This window comes from Flavobacterium branchiophilum NBRC 15030 = ATCC 35035, assembly GCF_002217205.1.
Classification (GTDB): Bacteria; Bacteroidota; Bacteroidia; order Flavobacteriales; family Flavobacteriaceae; genus Flavobacterium; species Flavobacterium branchiophilum.
Genome location: NZ_MUGT01000094.1, coordinates 40,367 through 40,706, shown reverse-complemented (window position 1 = coordinate 40,706; position 340 = coordinate 40,367). Strand labels below are relative to the sequence as shown.

1 protein-coding gene is annotated in these 340 nt (G+C 30.6%); it reads right to left on the bottom strand.

The annotated features are described in order from the left end of the window. On the bottom strand, positions 1-239 hold a 239-nt coding region (locus B0A58_RS11155; protein WP_089081124.1), incomplete at its 3' end, for an isoamylase early set domain-containing protein. Positions 240-340: the final 101 nt, after the last annotated feature.

The window sequence follows — 340 nt, the reverse complement described above, 5'->3', positions numbered from 1 at the left end:
GCCTCTGGCTCATTCAAATAAACCCCATCAACCAAATATTTGAATTCATAACTTTGGTTTTTATTTACTTCAAAAACACCTTTAAAAGTGCCGTTTTTCAACTTGGTCAAAGTGCCTTCTGTTGCATTCCAACCATTAAAATCACCTACCACACTTGCCTCCGTAGCTGTTTTGGCTTCTACAGAAAAAGTAATTTTACAAATAGCTTTAGTTTTTATATATTGTTTCTTGATAGCCATACAAATTATTTTTTATTAATTAGGCTACAAAGTAACGCTTAAATCTTTAATAATCAACCATTAAGGAGTAGTTTTAAGACTTTTACAATAAAATGCAGATT